The organism is Sinorhizobium sp. CCBAU 05631 (genome assembly GCF_002288505.1).
In the GTDB taxonomy this organism is placed as follows: Bacteria; Pseudomonadota; Alphaproteobacteria; order Rhizobiales; family Rhizobiaceae; genus Sinorhizobium; species Sinorhizobium fredii_C.
Map to the genome: position 1 here is coordinate 3,650,798 of NZ_CP023063.1, position 19,706 is coordinate 3,670,503.

Here is a 19,706-nt window from a genome sequence, read left to right on the forward strand (position 1 = left end):
AATGGCCTTTGATCTCGAACCGGTGTCCTTTTCGGAATTGCCGGGGTGGCAGCAGGACGACCCGACTCCCGTCATCGATGCGCTTCGCCGCTGTCATCATCATGTGACGGCGGTCAAGCCGTACAGGACAGGCTCTCTCGGAGTAACGGTCGCCGACCTGCTGCCCGCCTACGAGGCGGCCGGTGCCGGTTTTTCGGGAGCTGCCGCGGCGCGCGCTTTCTTCGAGGACCGCTTCGTGCCGTTCCGCATCCGTCCCGACGACGGAGGGAAAGGCTTCGTCACTGCCTTCTACGAACCGGAAGTCGAGGTTCGCGCCACCGCAGACGCGGAGTTCCGCTTTCCCTTCTACCGGCGGCCCGCCGATCTCATCGATATTGATGACGCGAATCGGCCCGAGGGAATGGATCCTTATTTCGTTTTTGGCCGGCTTCGCGATGGCAGGATTGAGGAATATTCCGATCGACGGGCGATCGACGAGGGACTACTCGCCGGCCGCGGCCTCGAGATCGCCTATGCCCGCTCGAAGGTCGACGTCTTCTTTATTCATGTCCAGGGTGCTGCGCGGCTCATCTATCCGGACGGAACGCGCCGCCGCATTACCTATGCGGCAAAGACCGGGCACCGCTTTTCTGCGATCGGCAAACTGTTGATCGAGCGCGGCGAAATCGACCCGGCGACCGTCTCGATGGCGAGCATTCGCGACTGGCTCGCGGCCCATCCGGCGAAGGTCGACCAGGTCCTGTGGCACAATCGTTCTTTCATCTTCTTCCGTGAAGCGTCGGTCGAGGACGAAAGCCTCGGACCGGTCGCCGCCGCCAAGGTGCCGCTCGAGCCGGGCCGGTCGCTCGCGGTGGACCGTCTCATCCATACCTTCGGGGTTCCCTTCTACATTGCCAGCGAGACGCTTACCCATCTCGATGGCGGCCGTCCTCTTGCACGGCTGATGCTGGCGCTCGATACCGGCTCGGCGATCGTCGGACCGGCCCGCGGCGACATCTTCACCGGCTCCGGCGAGGCGGCCGGCGCACTTGCCGGCTCGGTGCGCGCCGCTGCCGATTTCTTCATCCTCGTGCCCCGCGCGGCCGCCGCCAGATATCGCCATGGCTAGGGAGAAAAAGCTGTCGCCGGAGGATCGCATCCTGTGGGGCAAGGTCGCGCGCTCGACCAAGCCGATGCCGGGGCGGCTGCAGGACCTCGAGGACCTGCTCGGCGAGATCGAGCCGCCGCCGGCGCCGTCCTCTCCCCAGCCGGCCGACGCCGGCTTGTCCGCATCGGCGAAGCCTGAGCAGGGATTTGCCCTGAGCGGCAAGGCCGAGCACCGCCACCATCCGATCGAGAGACCGGTGAAGCGGAAGCTGGCGAAGGGGCGGCTGGCGCTCGAGGCGCGTATCGACCTGCACGGGATGATCCAGAGCGAGGCGCATGGGTTCCTGCTGCAGTTTCTCCTGAAGGCGCACGAGCGCGGCTTGCGCCATGTCCTTGTCATCACCGGCAAGGGAACGTCGTTCGGCAGCGACGGCGCGTTGAAGCGAGCGGTGCCGCTCTGGTTCGCCCTTCCCGAGTTTCGCCCGCTGATCTCGTCCTACGAGCCGGCGGCACGAAATCATGGGGGCGAGGGGGCGCTCTATGTCCGCCTGGCGCGCACCAGGGGGCGTGCGCCATGACGCCCTTCGGCGAGGCCATGCGCGACCTGCGCCGCCGCAAGGGGGTCTCGCAGAAGGAGATGGCGGCGGCGATCGGCGTTTCGCCGGCCTATCTTTCGGCCCTCGAACACGGCAAGCGCGGCGCCCCGAGTTTCGATTTCCTGCAGCGCGTCGCCGGCTACTTCAATGTGATCTGGGACGAGGCCGACGAGCTCTTCAGCATCGCGCGGCTTTCCGATCCGAAGGTCGTGCTCGACACTTCGGGTCTGCCGCCCGGCCACACCGCCTTTGCCAACCGCCTGAGCGAGCGGATTCGCGGCCTTTCGGGCGAAGCGATCGAGGCGATGGAAGATATTTTGGAAAAAGCCACATTTCCTGATAATGACAGGGGATGAAGCCTCGCCCCGGCCGCGCTCGCGACGCCCGGGATTTGGAACCCGTGGACAAATTTCCTATAGTCCGCGAGGCATCCGCGCTGTGATTCGCAACGAATCACGACGTCCGAAAACCTGGAAAGACCTGAAGCCGAATGACCGATATCTCTGAGACCGAAGCCGGCGCGATCGCCGAATATGGTGCCGATTCCATCAAGGTGTTGAAGGGCCTCGACGCCGTGCGCAAGCGGCCGGGCATGTATATCGGCGATACCGATGATGGCTCCGGTCTGCACCACATGGTCTATGAGGTCGTCGACAACGCGATCGACGAGGCACTGGCCGGCCATGCCGACATCGTCACGGTTACGCTCAATCCCGATGGCTCCTGCACCGTGACCGACAACGGCCGTGGCATTCCGACGGACATTCACCGGGAAGAGGGCGTCTCGGCGGCCGAGGTGATCATGACGCAGCTTCATGCCGGCGGCAAATTCGACCAGAACTCCTACAAGGTGTCCGGCGGATTGCACGGCGTCGGCGTTTCGGTCGTCAACGCCCTTTCCGTGTCGCTCAAGCTCAAGATCCGTCGCGCCGGCAAGATCCACGAGATGAGCTTTACCCACGGCGTCGCCGATGGGCCGCTGACGATTACCGGCGACGCCGGCAGCGAAACCGGCACCGAAGTCACCTTCCTGCCGAGCGAGCAGACCTTCTCTAAGACCGAATTCGACTTCGCAACGCTCGAACATCGCCTGCGGGAGCTCGCCTTCCTGAATTCCGGCGTCCGGATCGTCCTGACCGACAAGCGCCACTCGGACATCCGCCGCGACGAGATGATGTATGACGGCGGCCTCGAGGCCTTCGTCGCCTATCTCGACCGGGCGAAGAAGCCGCTCGTGCACAAGCCGGTCTCGATCCGCGGCGAGAAGGACGGCATCACCGTCGAGGTGGCCATGTGGTGGAACGACAGCTACCACGAGAACGTGCTCTGCTTCACCAACAACATTCCGCAGCGCGACGGCGGCACCCACATGGCCGGCTTCCGCGGTGCTCTGACCCGGCAGATCACCTCCTATGCCGATACGTCCGGCATTACCAAGAAGGAAAAGGTGTCGCTGACCGGCGACGATTGCCGCGAAGGCTTGACGGCGGTCCTGTCGGTCAAGGTGCCGGATCCGAAGTTTTCCTCGCAGACCAAGGACAAGCTGGTGTCGTCCGAAGTCCGGCCGGTGGTCGAGAGCCTCGTCAATGAGGCGCTCAGCGTCTGGCTCGAGGAAAATCCCTCCGATGCGAAGATCCTCGTCGGCAAGGTCGTCGAGGCGGCCGCCGCCCGCGAAGCGGCGCGCAAGGCGCGTGAACTGACGCGCCGCAAGGGGGCCCTCGACATCTCGTCGCTGCCGGGCAAGCTCGCCGACTGCTCCGAGCGAGATCCGGCCAAGTCGGAAGTGTTCCTGGTGGAGGGCGATTCGGCAGGCGGTTCGGCCAAGCAGGGCCGCTCGCGCGAGAACCAGGCGATCCTGCCGCTGCGCGGCAAGATCCTGAATGTCGAGCGGGCGCGCTTCGACAAGATGCTGTCGAGCCAGGAAATCGGCACCCTGATCACCGCACTCGGCACCTCGATCGGCAAGGACGAGTTCAATGCCGACAAGCTGCGCTATCACAAGATCATCATCATGACGGATGCCGACGTCGACGGCGCCCATATCCGCACGCTGCTGCTGACCTTCTTCTTCCGGCAGATGCCGGAGCTGATCGAGCGCGGCCACCTCTATATCGCCCAGCCGCCGCTCTACAAAGTGACGCGCGGCAAGTCCGCCCAGTACCTGAAGGACGAAAAGGCATTCGAGGAGTATCTGATCACGACCGGCCTCGATGAGGCGTCGCTGACGCTCGGCTCGGGTGAGGTCAGGGCCGGTCAGGATCTCCGCGAGGTGATCAACGACGCCTTGCGCCTGCGCTCGCTGATGGACGGACTGCATTCGCGCTACAACCGGGCGATCGTCGAGCAGGCGGCGATTGCCGGCGCGCTGAATACCGAGCTCAACAGCCATCACGACGACTACCAGAAGGTCGCCGCCGAAGTGGCGCGCCGTCTCGACGTCATTGCCGAGGAGACCGAACGCGGCTGGACCGGGTCGGTGACGGCCGAAGGCGGCCTGAAGCTCGAGCGCATGGTGCGCGGCGTCAAGGAAGTGGCGGTGCTCGACATGGCGCTGATCGGTTCCTCCGATGCCCGCCACATCGACCAGCTGACGGCGAAGCTCAAGGAAGTCTATGCCGAACCGCCGGTCCTGCGCCGCCGCGACGGCACGCAGGAGATCAGCGGGCCGCGGGCTCTCCTGGACGCGATCTTCGCTGCCGGCCGAAAGGGGCTGACGATGCAGCGCTACAAGGGCCTCGGCGAAATGAACGCCGAGCAATTGTGGGAAACGACGCTCGACCCGAATGTGCGCTCTTTGCTGCAGGTCAAGGTTTCCGACGCGACCGACGCGGACGGGCTGTTCTCGCGCCTGATGGGCGACGAGGTGGAGCCGCGCCGCGACTTCATCCAGGAAAACGCGCTGAGCGTCGCCAACCTCGACATCTGAGAAGCCGATCAGCAGAGACACTCGGCGGTGCTGTATATGAAAGCGTGGGGCTGTCTCGGCTCCGCGCTTTTTTCATTTGAGCTGCGGGCGGAAGGCTTTGCGCCTCAATCGCCCCTGAACTGACCTTCGAAAACGAATTCGTTGATTGGTTTGCGCTGGCTCGGCTTTTCGCGCTCCCGGAGATCGTCAGGAAGCGTGGCCGGATCGGCGAGCCTGCCGATTGCGACGGCCGCTTCCACCCGATAGTGCTCCGGCACGCCGGCGACGCGCATCGCCTTGTCGCGGTCGATCCCATGGGCATGCCACCCGGCAAGCTGGGTCTGGAGCGCGAAAGCGAACCAGGCGGCGCCGGTGTCGAAGGCATGCGTATAAGCGGGCCTGATCTCGCCGCTCGAGGTCTGCCTGTGGGTCTTCGAAAGAATGATCACGAGGGCCGAGGCGTTCTTGGCCCAGCGCTGATTTCCCTCGTCCAGCGTTTCCAGCAGGGAGGCGAAATACGCGGCGCCGCGGCGGGCATAGACGAAGCGCCACGGCTGGATATTGCTGGCGGAGGGCGCCCAGCGCGCCGCTTCGAAGAGCGCCAGCAGCTCCTTTTCGCCGATCTCCTCCCCGGTGAAGGCTCGCGGCGACCAGCGCTCGAGGAAGATGGAGTGAATCGGATGGTCGGCTGTTCTGTGGTTGATTTCCGTCACGGAAGGATCCTTCTCTGTGAATTCGTTGGGAGGCCCTTCCGCTGTAAGGTGTTGCGTTCGCGAAGAGCCGGATTCGCCGCGACGCTATAGAACCTGACGGCGCTTTGGAACGTGCATCACAAAAAGTCATCGAAGCGGGAACGCTGGCGCGCGGGACCTTCGGGAAGCGGAACGAAGCGACGAGGGAGGCGTTTTCCGGAAAAGCAAAAGACGATTGTCGAAACGGAAAAAAGTTGTATAAGTTCTGTAACTTTTTTCTGAGGGAAGGACCAGCCATGAACTTGAAGGACCCGTCGCTGTTTCGCCAAGCCGCGCTCGTCGGCGAGAACTGGATCGAAGCCGACCCGCAGAACGCCATCGAGGTCAACAATCCGGCGACGGGCGAGATCATTGGACGCGTCCCGAAGCTCGGCGCCGCCGAAACCAAGGCTGCGATCGAAACCGCCGCTCGGGTCCAGAAGGAATGGGCGGCGAAGACCGCCAAGGAGCGCGCGGGAATCTTGCGCCGCTGGTACGAGCTGATGATCGAGAACAAGGACGATCTCGGCCGGATTCTGACGATCGAACAGGGCAAGCCGCTCGCCGAGGCGACCGGCGAGATCGTCTATGGCGCAAGCTTCATCGAGTGGTTTGCCGAGGAAGGGCGCCGCGTCTATGGCGACCTCGTGCCCGGCCACCAGAAGGACAAGCGCATCCTCGTGATGAAGCAGCCGATCGGCGTCGTCGCGGCGATCACCCCGTGGAACTTCCCGAATGCGATGATCACCCGCAAGGCCGGCCCCGCCTTTGCCGCCGGCTGTGCCATGGTGTTGAAGCCGGCCGCCCAGACGCCGTTTTCGGCGAGCGCCATCGCCGTGCTTGCCGAGCGCGCCGGCATGCCGAAGGGGCTGTTCTCCGTGATCACCGGTTCGGCCCGCGAGATCGGCGCCGAGATGACCTCGAACCCGACGGTGCGCAAGCTGACCTTCACCGGCTCCACCGAAGTCGGCGCCGAGCTCTATCGCCAGAGCGCCGCAACGATCAAGAAGCTCGGACTCGAGCTCGGCGGCAACGCGCCCTTCATCGTCTTTGATGATGCCGATCTCGACGCCGCGGTCGAAGGCGCGCTGATCGCCAAGTTCCGCAACAACGGCCAGACCTGCGTCTGCGCTAACCGCCTCTATGTCCAGGACGGCGTCTACGAAATCTTCTCGGAAAAGCTCGCTGCCGCGGTCGCCAAGCTGAAGACCGGCAACGGCATGGAAGAGGGCGTCATCCTCGGTCCGCTGATCGACGAGCCGGCGCTCGCCAAGGTCGAGGAGCACGTGGCCGACGCCGTCGGCAAGGGTGCCCGCGTCATCCAGGGCGGCAGGCGCCATGCGCTCGGCGGCAGCTTCTATGAGGCGACGGTGCTGGCGGACGTCACCCAGGCAATGGCCGTGGCGCGCGAGGAGACCTTCGGTCCGGTCGCACCGCTCTTCCGCTTCAAGGACGAGGCGGACGTCATCCATCAGGCCAACGACACCGAATTCGGCCTTGCCTCCTATTTCTATGCCAATGACCTGGCCCGCGTCTTCCGCGTCGCCGAAGCCCTCGAATACGGCATGGTCGGCGTCAACACGGGGCTGATCTCGACGGCGGAAGCCCCCTTCGGCGGCGTCAAACTCTCCGGCCTCGGCCGCGAGGGCTCGAAATACGGCATCGAGGAATTCATGGAAATCAAATATGTCTGCCTGGGCGGCATCGCCTGAGGCGAGGCAGCAACTCTATCGAAGCGAACCGGCCGGAAAATTCTGGCCGGTTTTTTCATTTGTGGATAAGACGTTGGTCTTCGTCAGAGGAGAGCGTTCATGCCGGCCCCCAAGAACCCCTTCAAAGCCGCGATCCGTGCAAGCCGTTTCCAGCTCGGCCTGTGGGTGGCGCTTGCCAGCCCCTATGCTGCCGAAGTCGTGGCCGGCAGCGGCTATGACTGGCTGCTGATCGACGGCGAACATGCGCCCAACGACCTGCCGCTGCTTGCCGCGCAGTATCGCGCGATTGCCGGCCGCGGCAGTCATCCGATCGTGCGGCTGCCCGTCGGCGATACGGCCTTGATCAAGCAGGTTCTCGACACCGGGGTGCAGACGTTGCTCATCCCGATGGTCGACACCGTAGCGCAGGCGCGGCAGCTCGTCCGCGCCGTCCGCTATCCGCCGCACGGCATCCGCGGCGTTGGCGCCGCCCTTGGGCGGGCCACGAATTTCGGGCGCATCACGGATTACCTGCAGAACGCCAATGACGAGATCTGCCTCATCCTGCAGATCGAGAGCCGGGCAGGCTTGGCCGCGATTGACGAGATCGCCGCGCTCGACGGCGTCGATGGCCTGTTCATCGGTCCGTCAGACCTTGCCGCCGACATGGGACATCTCGGCAATCCCGCCCACCCGGATGTCCGGGACGCGATCGTCGATGGCTTCGCGCGGATCCATAAAGCCGGCAAGGCGCGCGGTATCCTGACGCTCGATCCGGTGCAGGCGCGCGACTATCGCGCTCTCGGCGCCGACTTCATGGCGATCGGCACCGACGTGACCCTGCTCGTCAGTGCCACTGAGCAGTTGCGCCGGGAATACCTCGGAGAGGTCGAGCCTGCGCGGACCGAATCCGGCTACTGATCTATGGTATCGACTGAAGCAGGGTCTCGCGCGCCGATTTCAGATGCCGGCGGCATGCCTGTTCCGCCTGCTTCGGGTCCCGCGACTGAAGGGCGGCGATATAGGCGAGATGCTCCTCCAGCGCCCGTGCATTGCGCTCGCGCGCATTCGATTTGTTCCATTGATAATGGTAGTGGAAGACGATCGCGATGATGTCGTAGAAATCGACGATGAAGCGGTTGCTCGACGATTTGTGCACCAGGAGGTGGAAGCGCTCGTCGAGCTCGGAGAATTCCCTGTAGCGGTCGTCGATATCGGCGAGAATATCGCGATGCAGTGCCTCGATCTGCTTCAGCTCGGTCCAGGCCGGGTCGTTCTCCGGCAGGGAAACGAAGCGAGCGGCCGAGCGGAGCTCGAACATCTCGCGCACTTCCGTTAGCTCAAGCGCGAATTCGCGGGTAAAGCCTTTGAGCACCCAATGGCTGTTCGGCCGCTTCTCGATCAGGCCGAAGCGGCTGAAGCGGATCAGGAATTCGCGCACGCTCGTCGTGCCTGTGCCGATCTCCCGCGCCAGCTCAAGCTCGTTGATCTGCATGCCGGGCTCCGCACCGCCCGCCAGAATCCGGCGCATGAAGCTGCGCTCGATGCGCTCGGCAAGCGAATCGGTTTCCTCGGTCGGGAAATAATCGGAAGGTTCCGGGCGCCTCAGCACGATCTTCTGGCGCTTGTCCCAGCTGATGAGCTTGACCTCTTCGCAACGCGACAGGATGGCCCGGACCGTCGTGCGGCTCACCCCGAGCGCCTGGCCGAGCTCCGGTTCGGAAGGCAGCGCTGATGTTTCCGAAAGCAGCGTGAGGCAGCGGTTGAAGGCATCCTTGAAGACGGTGTTCTGCTTTGCCATGGAATGATCCGGCCGATTAGAATTGTTTCGACGCAGCGGTCATGCGCCCATCTAGCCCGGCAGCGCCGGTTTGTCTCGGGGTCAATCAAGAATTAGCCGAGACCTGCTTATTCCTGCCTTTTCCATGCCCCCATCGCATGAGAGCATCGGCATCCTCGTTTTCTACGAGAGTCATAATACCCATTGACGAAAATCTGTCTATTGTAGATAAAAGACAAACAAGAGGACACGGGAGCCATCCCGTGAAAACCGTTCCGGGAGAGCCTGAGATTGTCCGCACCGTCTTCGATCCTTCTTTCGCCGGAGGATAATGTCGCCGTTGCCACGGTGGCGATCGAGCCCGGCGAGACTTTACCCGGAGGGCAAAAGTCCGCGGCGCGCATCGAGGCCGGCCACAAGGCGGCGATCCGGCCGATCCCGGCCGGCGAGCCGGTCGTCAAATATGCCCAGGCGATCGGCCGCGCCACGCGCGACATCGCCGCCGGCGAGCATGTGCATTCGCACAATCTCGCCTTCGACCAGGATCGGCTGTCGATCGGCGCGCCGGTGCCGCCGGAAGCCGCAAGTGCGGCCGACAAGGCGCGCACCTTCCTCGGCTATCGCCGGGCTGACGGGCGCGCGGCAACCCGAAACTATATCGGCATCATCGCCAGCGTGAACTGTTCCACCACTGTCTGTCGCGCCATCGCCGAGGAGGCCAACCGGCGCATCCTGCCGCGCTACGAGGCCATCGACGGCTTCGTGCCGATCGTGCACGACCAAGGCTGCGGCATGTCGTCTTCCGGCGACGGCATGAAGAACCTGCACCGGACGCTCGCCGGCTATGCCCGCCACGCCAATTTCGGCGGCGCGCTGATGGTCGGGCTCGGCTGCGAGGTCAACCAGCTGACGCTCTACGGCCAGAGCGGTTCGGGCGCGGAAAAGCGGCATTTCAACATTCAGGAGGCCGGCGGCTCGCGCCGCTCGGTCGAGCGCGCGCTCGGCGTTCTCGAGGAAATCGCCAAGGAAGTGGCAACCGCAAGGCGGGTGCCGATCCCGGTGAGTGAGATCATCGTCGGGTTGCAATGCGGCGGCTCTGACGGCCTTTCCGGTGTCACGGCGAACCCGGCGCTCGGCGCTGCCGTCGATATTCTCGCCGGTGCCGGCGGCACGGCGATCCTGTCGGAGACCTCGGAGATCTATGGGGCCGAGCATCTCTTGCGCAGCCGGGCCGTCAACGAGGCGGTGGCGGTGAAGCTCGACGGGCTGATCTCCTGGTGGGAAAATTATGTCGAGATGCACGGCGCCTCGCTCGACAACAATCCTTCGCCGGGTAACAAGCGCGGCGGCCTGACCACCATCTTAGAAAAGTCGCTCGGCGCCGTGGCCAAAGGAGGCCGTTCGCCGTTGACGGCTGTCTACAATTACGCGGAGCGGGTGACCGAGCATGGCCTCGTCTTCATGGATACGCCCGGCTACGACCCGGTGTCGGCGACGGGCCAGGTTGCAGGCGGCGCCAACGTCATCGCCTTTACCACCGGCCGCGGCAGCTGCTTCGGCTGTCGGCCCGCGCCGTCGATTAAGCTGACCAGCAACACGGCGCTCTACCGGGCGATGGAAGAGGACATGGATATCGATTGCGGCGTGATCGCCTCCGGCGAGGCGACGATAGCCGGTCTCGGCCGCCAGATTTTCGATTTGATCATCGATACGGCGTCGGGGCGTAAGACCAAGAGCGAACTTTTCGGCTACGGCGACAATGAGTTCGTCCCCTGGCATCTGGGGGCGACGCTTTAGGCGGATTTGGAAGGGCCCCTCATCCGGCCTGCCGGCCACCTTCTCCCCGCAGGCGGGGCGAAGGGACTCGCGACGGCCGCTCGGACTCCCTCTCCCCGCCTGCGGGAGAGGATTGGGTGAGGGGGCAAATGCGCCGTCTGTGAGAAGAGCGCATCCTTTGGAGGGAGGAGACAAGGAATGCAGACGAGAATTATCGGTCGAACCGATCTGGCGGTCACCGAATACAGTTTCGGCACCGCCGGGCTCGGCGGCCTCTATCGCGAATGCACGCGCGAGGCGGCGATGGCGACGCTCGATGCCGCTTGGGACGCAGGGATCCGCTATTTCGACACGGCGCCGTATTATGGGCTCGGACTTGCCGAGCGGCGGACCGGCGATTTCCTGCGCGACAAGCCGCGCGAGAGCTACGTGCTCTCCACCAAGGTCGGCCGCCTGCTGCATCCGGTGCCAGAAGATAAGGTCCCGGATTATTCCTACGTCAAGGCGCTGAATTTCGACGTCACCTACGACTATGGCTATGACGCGATCATGCGCTCGGTGGAGATGAGCTATGCCCGCCTCGGCCTAAACCGCATCGACATTCTCTACGTTCACGATATCGGTGGCTATACCCATGGGGCAGCGAGGAATGCCGTCTATCTCCGGCAATTGCTCGATTCCGGCCTTAAGGCGCTGGAGGCGCTCAAATCGAGCGGCGCCATTTCAGCCTATGGACTGGGCGTCAACGAGGTGCCGGTCTGCCTCGACGTAATGCGCCATGCGGATATCGACTGCATCCTGCTTGCCGGCCGCTACACGCTTCTCGACCGATCCGCGGTCGCCGAACTCATTCCGCTCTGCGAGAAGAAAGGGACCTCGCTCGTCGTTGGCGGTGTATTCAATTCCGGCATCCTCGCCACCGGTCCGGTGGCGGGCGCGCATTTCGATTATATGCCGGCCACGGAGGAGGTCAGAGAGAAGGTCGCGGCGATGGAACGGATCGCCGGTGAGCGTGGTCTGCCGCTTGCAGCACCGGCGCTACAGTTCCCGCTTGCCAATGCCCAGGTCGCCTCGGTTCTGCTTGGCACCGCCAAGCCTTCGAGCCTCGAGCGCAACATCGAATTGGTCCGAAGAACGATAGCGGCGGCGGATTTTGCCGCCTTCGACCCCTTCACCCTCGTAGCGCCCGCGCTTGGAACGGAGGCCGTGCGGGTCTGACTGTCATGCTCGCTGCCGAAAGCGGCGGCTGATCCTTCTTGCGTGTTGGAGGAACGCGAGTGAAGAGATTCGATCAAATGGGCTTGCCAATTCGCCGTGCCTGGGCTAGCGTCCCAAAATGTTTTTTATTGATAAAAGACGATACGCAAACACCTGGCGGATCGATCTCGATAACGGAACTAGGTGTGAATTGAGAGGAGAAACCTAATGAGCATTTCCAGACGCATTGTGTCCCGCCGCGCCTTCAGCGCGCTTGCCGGCGCAGCCTTCTTCGCCGCCATGGCGCCGATGCCGTCCTTCGCGCAGGACGTGACCATTCCGATCATCGTCAAGGACACGACCTCCTTCTACTGGCAGATCGTGCTCGCGGGCGCACGTGCCGCCGGCAAGGACCTCGGCGTCAACGTTCCGGAACTCGGGGCGCAATCCGAATCCGACATCAACGGCCAGATCAGCATCCTCGAGAATGCCGTCGCCGGCGCGCCGGCCGCCGTCGTCATCGCCCCGACCGAGTTCAAGGCGCTTGGCAAGCCGATCGACGAGGCCGCCAAGGCGGTACCGGTCATCGGTATCGACTCCGGAGCGGATTCGAAGGCGTTCTCGTCGTTCCTGACGACCGACAACGTCCAGGGCGGCCGCATCGCCGCCGATGGGCTCGCCGCGGCGATCAAGGAAGCGACCGGCAAGGAAGAGGGCGAGGTCGCCATCATCACCAGCCTGCCGGGCGTCGGTTCGCTCGACCAGCGCCGCGAAGGCTTCCTCGACCAGATCAAGACCAAGTATCCGGGCCTGAAGGTTGTCGCGGATAAATACGCCGATGGCCAGGCGACGACCGGCCTGAACATCATGACGGACCTGATAACCGCCAATCCCAACCTCGTCGGCGTCTTCGCCTCCAACCTGATCATGGCGCAGGGAGCCGGCCAGGCGATTGCCGAAAACAAGCTCGGCGACAAGATCAAGGTCATCGGCTTCGACAGCGATGAAAAGACCGTCGGTTTCCTCAAGGAAGGCGTGCTCGCCGGCCTCGTCGTGCAGGACCCCTATCGCATGGGGTATGATGGCGTGAAGACGGCGCTTGCAGTCTCTAAGGGCGAAAAGGTCGAGGCCAATGTCGATACCGGCGCGAACCTTGTCACCAAGGCCAACATGGCCGAGCCGAAGATCGATGCGCTCCTGAACCCGAAGGTCAACTGACCCGTTGAGATCGCAGCGACGGCCGGCCGGAGGAGCCGGCCGTCGCTGACCGGCAAGTGAGGAGGGTACCATGACAGGGCTTCAAGAGGTGAGCCAGCGCCACGAGGGCGAGCTCGAGGCGGCCGTTGCGAAGGGCAAGCCGATCCTGGAACTGCGCGGCCTGCAGAAGAACTACGGCGCCGTCCAGGCGCTGAAGCCCGCCACGATTACTTTCCTCTCCGGCGAGATCCACGCGATCGTCGGCGAAAACGGCGCCGGCAAGTCGACACTGATCAAGCTCCTGACCGGCGTCATCCCGCGAACTGCCGGCGATGTGTTCTGGCAAGGCGAGCCGGTGCAGCTTTCGACACCCACGGAGGCGATCAGCCGCGGCATCAACGCCGTCCACCAGGAGGTGGTGCTCTGCCCGCATTTGAGCGTGGCGGCCAATATGTTCCTCGGCGACGAGATGAACAGCAACGGCCTGATGCGCAAGCGCGCCATGACCGATGCCGCCCAGGGCGTCCTCAACGATCTCGGCTTCAACTTGCCGGCCAATGCGACGCTCGGCAGCCTGACGATCGGCCAGCAGCAGTTGGTCGCGACCGCCCGCGCCGCCATGCGCGGCACCCGCTTCCTGATCTTCGACGAACCGACCGCCTATCTGACCCGGCAGGAATCCGCTCAGCTTTTCCGTCTCATTCGCCGGCTGCAGGGCGAAGGCGTCACCATCGTCTATATCAGCCACCGGCTGGAAGAAGTCTTCGAGCTTGCCGACCGCGTTTCGGTGTTGCGCGACGGCACCCATGTCGGCACCCGCGACATCTCGGAGACGAACGAGGCGGAACTGATCGCGCTGATGATCAACCGCACCATCGAGCAGATCTATCACAAGGAACAATTCGCCTTCGGGGAGACGATCGTCGAAGCGCGCGGCCTCTCCGGACCGGGCTTCAGCGACATATCGCTTTCGGTCCGCGCCGGCGAGATCGTCGGGCTCTACGGTCTGATCGGCGCCGGGCGCAGCGAATTCGCGCTCGGCCTCTATGGCCGCCATCCCCTCACCGCCGGAGAGGTGTACTGGCAGGGCCGCAAGGTCGAAATCGACAACGAGCGCAGGGCGATGGAGCTCGGCATCGCGCTCGCGCCGGAAAGCCGCCGCGACCAGGGCCTTTGCCTCAACCTGCCGATCGGCCTCAACATCAACCTGCCGGTCTTTCGCCGTTTGACGCGCGGGCTGACGATTAACCGGGCCGAGGAGGCCGCCAATGCCGATCGCCAGATCCGCGATCTGCAGATCAAGACGCCGTCGCGGCGGGTGCTGGCCTCCGCCATGTCCGGCGGCAACCAGCAGAAGATCGTCATCGGCAAATGGCTGAGCCACGGCGCGAAACTCTTCATCTTCGACGAGCCGACCGTCGGCGTCGACGTCGGCACCAAGGCGGAAATCTACAGGCTGTTTGCACGGCTGCTGGAAAAGGGGGCGGGGATCATCCTGATCTCCTCCTACCTGCCGGAAGTCTACGAGCTTGCCGACCGCCTGCACGTGTTCCGTCAAGGGCGGCTGGTGGCGAGCCATGATTACCGCGCCGCCAGCCACGAGGATGTCTTGGCGCAGGCGATTAACGCGTGATCGATCCGAGAATTGGAAGGACTGCAGGGAGGGCAGAATGAGTGTGGAAACGGTAGAAAGCAGCACAGGACCGACGCCGAAGCGAGGGGTCAGCATCCTGTTCGGACTGACGCTCCTCGGACTGCTGGTCGTCCTCTGGCTGCTCCTTGGCCTGGCGACGAGCGCCTTCTGGACCCCCAACAATATCAGCAACCTCCTGCGCCAGGGGGCGATGACGGCGATCCTGGCTGTCGGCCAGACCTTCGTGATCATCACCGCCGGCATCGATCTGTCGGTCGGCGCGGTCGTTGGCTTCACCAGCGTCATCGTCGCCTGGCTGCTGGCCGCCGGCGTACCGCTCTGGCTGGCGCTTGTCGCGACGCTCTTGATCGGCGTGCTGATCGGCGCCTTTCACGCCTTCGGCATCGTCCGCATGGGCCTGCCGCCCTTCATCATCACGCTTGCGACGCTGACGTCGCTGCGCGGCATCGGCCTCCTGATCACCAACGGTTCGACAATCTCGATCACCAACGAGGCCTTCACCAATTTCTCGCGTGCCGATTTCCTCGGCGTTCCGAGCCTGTTCTGGATGGTCATCTTTGTCGCCGTCCCCGCCTATGTCTTCCTGCATCTGAGCCGCTTCGGCCGCTATCTTTTCGCCGTCGGCTCGAACAGCGAAGCGGCGCGTCTTTCCGGCGTCAATGTCAACCGGACGATCTATCTCGCCTATATTCTCTCTTCGACTTGCGCCGCCTTTGTCGGCCTGCTGCTCGCCTCGCGCATCGGCATCGGCAACGCCACGCAGGCCGAAGGCTGGGAATTGCAGGCGATCGCCTCGTCGGTCATCGGCGGCACCAGCCTTTTCGGCGCCGTCGGCTCGGTGCACGGGCCGCTGCTCGGCGCCTTCATCCTGGCGACGATCAACAACGGCGCCAATCTGTTGAACGTCAACTCCTTCTGGCAACGCATCATTACCGGCGTGCTGATCATCGTGATCGTCTATTTCGACCAGCTCCGGCGCCGGGGCTCGCGTTGAACGGCGCGAACTGGTCATTGGCAATCGACATGGGGGAAGCGTCATGAAGGCTGTCGTTTGTGCGGAGCCCGGTCGTTTGGAAGTCGCCGATCGGCCCCGGCCGGCGCCGCCGCCTGAGGGTTGGGCCCGCCTCGCGGTCAACAGCGTCGGCATTTGCGGCACCGACTATCATATCTTCGAAGGCAAGCACCCCTTCCTCGAATATCCGCGCGTCATGGGCCACGAGATTTCCGCGACCGTCCTTGAGGCCGACACGGCTTCCCGACTCGCCCCCGGAACGCTGGTGGTCGTCAATCCCTATATCTCCTGCGGGACCTGCATTGCCTGCCGGAGGGGGAAGCCCAATTGCTGCACGGCGATCCGGGTTCTCGGCGTCCACACCGACGGCGCCTTCTGCGAAGAAATCCTCATGCCGGAGAAGAACCTCTATCCGGCGACCGGTCTTTCTCCCGAAGCCGCCGCGACGGTGGAATTCCTGGCGATCGGCGCCCATGCGGTGAGACGATCCGGCGTGGCGCCCGGTGCCCGCTCCCTGGTGATCGGCGCCGGCCCGATCGGCCTCGGAACGGCGATCTTTTCGCGGATCACCGGGCACGAGGTGGCGCTTCTCGATACCAGTGCCGAGCGGCTGGCTTTCGCCGTGGACGAGCTCGGCTTTTCGGGCGGCCTCCTCGCCGGTGAGGGACTGGAAAGGGCAATTGCCGAAGCCACGGATGGTGACGGTTTCGACGTCGTCTTCGACGCCACCGGCAATGCCGCGTCGATGGAACGGTCCTTTGCCCATGTCGCCCATGGCGGGACGCTCGTCTTCGTCAGCGTGGTGAAGAACGACATCCGCTTCTCCGATCCGGAATTCCACAAGCGCGAGATGACGCTGGTGGCGAGCCGCAATGCGACGCGGGAAGATTTCGACCACGTCATCGCCTCGATCGGCACGGGCCTGGTGGCGGTGGACAAGCTCATCACCCACAGGACGACCCTCGACCGATGCGTCGACGACCTGCCGCGTTGGGCGCATGACAAGGCCGGCCTTGTGAAGGCAATCGTTACGGTCGCTGCCGCATGAGCTTCATCGACGCCCACCAGCACTACTGGACGCTCGGTCTCGGCCACAATGACTGGCCTGGCCCAGATCTCGAACCGATCTTCCGCGACTTCGGACCTGACGATCTGAGGCCTCATCTCAGCGCCGCAGGCATCAACCGGACGGTTCTCGTCCAGGCGGCGCCGAATGTCGCCGAGACCGGGTTCCTGCTCGAAATCGCCGCGCGCGAGGAGACGGTCGCGGCGGTGGTCGGCTGGGTCGATATTATAGCGGCCGACGCCCGCTCCGAGCTTCGGCGACTGAAAACACATCCGAAGTTCAAGGGCATCCGGCCGATGCTGCAGAGCATCGATGAAACTGCCTGGATCCTGCGGCCGGAAGCGATCGCCATACTCGAAATGCTGCCGCAGCTGGACCTCCGTTTCGACGCGCTCATCCAGCCGCGCCATCTGCCGGTCGTCGCCGCCCTCGCCGACCGCCTGCCGGATCTCGCCATCGTCGTCGATCACGGCGCCAAGCCGTTCATTGACGAAGGCCGGCTCGAACCCTGGCGAAGCGACATGGCGGCGCTCGCCCGCCGCCCGAATGTGTACGTCAAGCTCTCTGGACTTGTGACGGAAGCCGGCGGACGCTGGTCGGTCGAGCGCTTGCGGCCCTATGCCGTCCATCTTCTCGACATGTTTGGTGCCGACCGGGTGATGTTCGGCAGCGATTGGCCGGTTGTATTGCTCGATGCCGACTACGCCGAGTGGTTTGCCGCTGCTCAAGCGTTGACCGCAAGCTGCACGGAAGCGGAGCGACAGGCGATTTTCCTGGGGACGGCAGCCCGTTTTTACGGAATTTCCGCGGCCTGAGGTACGAACGTCATAGCGCGACAGGCCCGCGCAATGTTATCTCAATAAATTAGTAATATGAATTCCCTCGGAACTTGCCCTAAAAACGAGGGGGTACTGTTTGTTGCACTGCACAAGAAAAGTGGTAGTCTGAAAGCGATTGCGGACCACCAAGACAAACACTCGCAAGGCTTGCGTCGGACCTGGGAGCGGCGCCGGATCGATTGAAACAAGGGGTACGCGTCCCATGTTCTACCAGCTCTACGAAATGAACCATGCCATGATGGCCCCATGGCGCACGGCGGCGGACGCCATGCGGCTGGCCTTCAAGAATCCGATGAACCCGGTCTCGCACACCTATTTCGGCCGCGCCGCGGCGGCAGGGCTGGAAGTCTTCGAACGCGCCACGCGGCGCTATGGTAAGCCGGAATTCGGCCTGCCCGAGACGGTCGTCGACGGCCAGCCTGTGCCGGTCCGCGAGAAGATCGTCTGGCGGGCGCCCTTCTGCAACCTCATCCATTTCGAACGGTCGCTGCCGAAGGGAAGGACGCCGGACCCGAAGGTGCTGCTCGTTGCACCCATGTCCGGCCACTACTCGACTTTGCTGCGCGGCACGGTCGAAGCGCTTCTGCCGCATTCGGACATCTACATCACGGACTGGCTGGATGCCCGCATGGTGCCGCTCAGCGAAGGCACTTTCGATCTCGACGATTACATCGACTACGTCATCCAGATCCTGCATCACCTCGGACCCGATACCCATGTGATCGGCGTCTGCCAGCCGGCCGTGCCGGTTCTCGCCGCGGTCGCTTTGATGGAGGCGGAGAACGACCCGCTCTCGCCCGCGTCGATGACGCTGATGGGTGGACCGATCGATACCCGCATCAACCCGACCGCCGTCAATCAGCTGGCCGAGCAACGGCCGGTCGACTGGTTCCGCGACAATGTCATCATGCCGGTGCCATGGCCGCAACCGGGCTTCATGCGCATGGTCTATCCGGGCTTCCTGCAGCTTTCGGGCTTCATGTCGATGAATCTCGACCGCCATCTGGTCGCCCACAAGGAGTTCTTCGCCCATCTCGTCAAGAACGATGGCGATGCCGCCGACAAGCACCGCGACTTCTACGACGAATATCTCGCGGTCATGGATCTCACCGCGGAATTCTACCTGCAGACAGTGCAGGTGGTGTTCATACAGCATGCCTTGCCGAAGGGAGAAATGATGCATCGCGGCAAGCGCGTCGATCCGACGGCGATCCGCAAGGTGGCGCTGCTGACGGTCGAGGGCGAGAACGACGACATTTCCGGCGTCGGCCAAACCCAGGCGGCGCAGACGATCTGCACCAACATTCCGGAGCACATGCGTCAGCACTACATGCAGCCGGACGTCGGGCACTACGGCGTCTTCAACGGCTCTCGCTTCCGCGGCGAGATCGCACCGCGCATCGTCGCCTTCCAGCGCGAGCATTCGCGCCACTCGAGGCCAGTGAAGCAGATCATCAAGGGGGGCAAATCGGCCTAGCTCCACCTGACGCGGGCTTTTCGACCGCGGCCTAAAGCATCCTGAGGCGGCGATTTGCTGCCGCAGGATCAAGGGTTTGTCCGATTCCCATCCGGCGCATCTTGCAGTCATCTCCTGCCTTTCCCACATCGTTTTCATCGGGCCGCAACGGGCGGTCCGCTGACTGCGAGGAATACTGAAGATGAACCAATCTGCATTGATCCGTCCGGACTGGACGCCTGCGACCATTGCATTGATGGTGCTCGGTTTCGTGGTGTTCTGGCCGCTCGGCCTGGCGATGCTCGCTTACATCCTCTTCGGCGACAAGCTGAAGACCTTCAAGAAGGACGCCAACGACAGCGTGGACCGCATGTGCGCCGGCTTCCGCCGGAGCAATCGTGGCCATTGGGCCCACCATCGGACCGGCAATGTCGCCTTCGACGACTGGCGCGAGGCGGAACTTGCGCGTCTCGACGAGGAACGCCGCAAGCTGGACGAGATGCGCGAGGAATTCGACGCCTATGTCCGCGAGCTCCGGCGCGCCAAGGACCAGGAGGAATTCGACCGCTTCATGCGCGAGCGCAAGAACGGCCGCCCCGGCCCGGCACCAGAGACCGCCTGATTGACAGGAATGGCATCCCGGCGTTTCACATGAAACGCCGGGACTACAGCGCCGCGCGTCTTATCAGACGCCGCAAAGGTCGCTGTAGCACTTTGAAT

17 protein-coding genes are annotated in these 19,706 nt (G+C 63.7%); 15 read left to right on the plus strand and 2 right to left on the minus strand.

The window, feature by feature from the left end; all coding sequences use genetic code 11:
* Position 1 precedes the first annotated feature (1 nt).
* The 4 genes from SS05631_RS17695 (at position 2) to gyrB (ending at position 4,608) form a co-directional block, all read left to right on the plus strand.
* A complete protein-coding gene (locus SS05631_RS17695; RefSeq protein ID WP_037418457.1) occupies positions 2-1,108 on the plus strand; it encodes a murein transglycosylase A in 1,107 nt (368 codons plus the stop codon).
* Positions 1,101-1,664: a Smr/MutS family protein gene (locus tag SS05631_RS17700; RefSeq protein ID WP_037418460.1), complete on the plus strand. Its 564-nt coding sequence runs from the start codon at positions 1,101-1,103 to the stop codon at positions 1,662-1,664. The genes SS05631_RS17695 and SS05631_RS17700 overlap by 8 nt, the downstream gene beginning before the upstream one ends.
* The gene (locus SS05631_RS17705) at positions 1,661-2,038 is read left to right on the plus strand and encodes a helix-turn-helix transcriptional regulator (RefSeq protein WP_037418463.1); all 378 of its coding nucleotides are present in this window, start codon (positions 1,661-1,663) and stop codon (positions 2,036-2,038) included. Before SS05631_RS17700 ends, SS05631_RS17705 begins: the two co-directional genes overlap by 4 nt.
* A 134-nt stretch (positions 2,039-2,172) precedes the next feature.
* Positions 2,173-4,608 (plus strand): DNA topoisomerase (ATP-hydrolyzing) subunit B, encoded by a 2,436-nt coding sequence (gyrB, locus tag SS05631_RS17710; protein WP_037418466.1) that lies wholly within the window; start codon positions 2,173-2,175, stop codon positions 4,606-4,608.
* 104 nt (positions 4,609-4,712) lie between these two features.
* Here the strand turns inward: gyrB and SS05631_RS17715 are convergent, their stop codons facing one another.
* On the minus strand, positions 4,713-5,300 hold the full coding sequence (locus tag SS05631_RS17715; protein WP_037418469.1) for a nitroreductase family protein: 588 nt from the start codon (positions 5,298-5,300) through the stop codon (positions 4,713-4,715).
* A 275-nt stretch (positions 5,301-5,575) separates the two neighbouring features.
* Between SS05631_RS17715 and gabD the strand changes: the two genes are divergently transcribed.
* Both gabD and SS05631_RS17725 read left to right on the plus strand, forming a co-directional pair.
* Positions 5,576-7,030: an NADP-dependent succinate-semialdehyde dehydrogenase gene (gene gabD, locus SS05631_RS17720; protein ID WP_095678027.1), complete on the plus strand. Its 1,455-nt coding sequence runs from the start codon at positions 5,576-5,578 to the stop codon at positions 7,028-7,030.
* A 99-nt stretch (positions 7,031-7,129) separates the two neighbouring features.
* Complete coding sequence (locus tag SS05631_RS17725; RefSeq protein ID WP_037418474.1) at positions 7,130-7,930, plus strand: HpcH/HpaI aldolase/citrate lyase family protein; 801 nt, start codon at positions 7,130-7,132, stop codon at positions 7,928-7,930.
* A gap of 1 nt (position 7,931) precedes the next feature.
* Here SS05631_RS17725 and SS05631_RS17730 read toward each other — a convergent pair whose 3' ends face one another.
* Entirely contained in the window at positions 7,932-8,810 is an 879-nt protein-coding gene (locus SS05631_RS17730; protein ID WP_037418476.1) for a GntR family transcriptional regulator, read from the minus strand.
* Between the two features lie 270 nt (positions 8,811-9,080).
* Here SS05631_RS17730 and SS05631_RS17735 point away from each other — a divergent pair, with 270 nt between their 5' ends.
* From SS05631_RS17735 to SS05631_RS17775, 9 genes are all read left to right on the plus strand, one after another.
* On the plus strand, positions 9,081-10,586 hold the full coding sequence (locus SS05631_RS17735) for an altronate dehydratase family protein (protein WP_037418479.1): 1,506 nt from the start codon (positions 9,081-9,083) through the stop codon (positions 10,584-10,586).
* Positions 10,587-10,763: 177 nt separating this feature from the next.
* On the plus strand, positions 10,764-11,783 hold the full coding sequence (locus SS05631_RS17740; protein WP_037418481.1) for an aldo/keto reductase: 1,020 nt from the start codon (positions 10,764-10,766) through the stop codon (positions 11,781-11,783).
* A 207-nt stretch (positions 11,784-11,990) separates the two neighbouring features.
* Complete coding sequence (locus tag SS05631_RS17745; RefSeq protein WP_037418484.1) at positions 11,991-12,980, plus strand: ABC transporter substrate-binding protein; 990 nt, start codon at positions 11,991-11,993, stop codon at positions 12,978-12,980.
* Between the two features lie 70 nt (positions 12,981-13,050).
* Positions 13,051-14,592, plus strand: a complete 1,542-nt coding sequence (locus tag SS05631_RS17750) for a sugar ABC transporter ATP-binding protein (protein WP_037418486.1) — start codon at positions 13,051-13,053, stop codon at positions 14,590-14,592.
* Between the two features lie 37 nt (positions 14,593-14,629).
* Entirely contained in the window at positions 14,630-15,607 is a 978-nt protein-coding gene (locus SS05631_RS17755; RefSeq protein ID WP_037418488.1) for an ABC transporter permease, read from the plus strand.
* 43 nt (positions 15,608-15,650) lie between these two features.
* Positions 15,651-16,673, plus strand: coding sequence for a zinc-binding alcohol dehydrogenase family protein (locus SS05631_RS17760; RefSeq protein ID WP_037418490.1), 1,023 nt, complete (start codon positions 15,651-15,653; stop codon positions 16,671-16,673).
* Positions 16,670-17,506: an amidohydrolase family protein gene (locus tag SS05631_RS17765; protein WP_037418492.1), complete on the plus strand. Its 837-nt coding sequence runs from the start codon at positions 16,670-16,672 to the stop codon at positions 17,504-17,506. The genes SS05631_RS17760 and SS05631_RS17765 overlap by 4 nt, the downstream gene beginning before the upstream one ends.
* A gap of 226 nt (positions 17,507-17,732) precedes the next feature.
* Entirely contained in the window at positions 17,733-19,007 is a 1,275-nt protein-coding gene (gene phaZ / locus SS05631_RS17770) for a polyhydroxyalkanoate depolymerase (protein WP_037418495.1), read from the plus strand.
* Positions 19,008-19,188: 181 nt separating this feature from the next.
* Entirely contained in the window at positions 19,189-19,608 is a 420-nt protein-coding gene (locus tag SS05631_RS17775; RefSeq protein WP_037418497.1) for a DUF2852 domain-containing protein, read from the plus strand.
* Positions 19,609-19,706: the final 98 nt, after the last annotated feature.